Annotated in this window: 1 protein-coding gene and 1 pseudogene; one reads left to right on the forward strand and one right to left on the reverse strand. The window is 48.6% G+C overall.

Features of this window, described 5'->3' with window-relative positions:
• Positions 1-844, reverse strand: an 844-nt coding sequence (locus J5224_RS27670; RefSeq protein ID WP_264628339.1) for a cache domain-containing protein, incomplete at its 3' end; no start/stop codon positions are given.
• A gap of 488 nt (positions 845-1,332) precedes the next feature.
• Between J5224_RS27670 and J5224_RS27675 the strand changes: the two are divergent.
• A pseudogene (locus J5224_RS27675) lies at positions 1,333-1,429 on the forward strand (aminoimidazole riboside kinase); the annotation flags it as partial.

The raw sequence follows: 1,429 nt of genomic DNA on the forward strand, positions 1-1,429 counted from the left end.
TCAGGCCATCGAGTGGCTTCAGCGTCTCTAACGTTGGCCGCAGCGCGACAACTTCCCAGCCGGTGGCCGGAACGATAGCAAAACCTGCCAGCATCTTTTCACCGACGTAGTTCACCATCTGCTGGCTGCCGTTGGTCGGGCCTTGATGGGGGACCACCAAATTGTTGGTTTCCGTTTGCCCTATACGCACGTTGTCTCTGTGATAGAGCATGCGCCGCTGGCTGTCGGTGACGTAAATATAGGAGCCGTCACGGTAGTAGTGTTGCCCGAGCAGGGTATTCAGGATGCTGGTTTTTTTCAGATAGATAGAACCACCAACAAACCCCAGATAGCGCCCGGACCGATCGAAAATTGGGCTGGATATCAAGACAATCAGATTTTCCGCCGCAGAGATATAGGGTTGGCTGATCAGCGGCACGCGCTCTTTCAGCGCCGCCAGTGCGCCTTCGGTCGTCAGCTTTTGTCCGATAAGCTGGAAGGTATCCGGCGAGGTGGCGCGCACCACGCCTTTGGCATCCGCCACCAGCACCGAATTAAAACTGTGGGTTTGCAAACGTAGCCGATCGGATTCTTGCACCAGATTGACCGTGTCGCTAAAGTCTTCTGCCAGGATCGTGGCGCTGTAGGCCAACTGCTGTTGCGCATTCTCAAAAAAGATCTGCGTTTCGGCGGCCAGCTTGCTGGCGTAAACCCGGTTTGATTCCAGCGTATTGGTAATCAACAGATCGCGCTGCACGCGGTAGGTGGCGTAAAAGCTATTCGCGAGCGTGATCAGGGCACTCATTACCGCCAATAGAAGGATTAAACGGCGTAATCCGACATGGTGAAATACGCTAGAAGACATAAATAGGGACAAAAAGCCTGGCGAAAAGGTTATTCATGATAAGGGTTGTTGCCTATTATGTATACCTTCTCTTTTGCTGGGACGGGGGCATTATTGCTGTTTTACTTTGCCGCCAATGTGTTTCGATAACCCAGGTGTGGATGCCATTTTTTATTTAAAATCTGTCAGATAGGAAATAATTTGAATTGCATCAATCCTGCTATTATCGCGAAGCGAGAAAATGGTGCAAAAGCGTCATTTATCGGTAACAAACGTAACACTTTTTGAACACGGCAGAAGTGAAAATAATTTAGATAATCACGGCGTTGTATTAAAACGTTATTATGTTCTACCTCTCATTATTATAATAATTCATGAATGCTCCCTTCTGTATATTGTGATCTAAATCACAATTTTCAGCTCATCCTTTGTCGCGTTGTTCTGTCTGTCTATTGCATAGCTAAACCGTTTTAATTAATGTTTAGCTTGCGGTTTATTAGGAGACTATCATGACGGCAAGAGTATGGGTGCTGGGCGATGCAGTGGTGGATTTACTCCCTGAAGGTCAGGGACGTTTGTTGCAGTGCCCCGGCGGTGCGCCTGCCA

This window comes from Candidatus Symbiopectobacterium sp. NZEC135 (assembly GCF_025962695.1).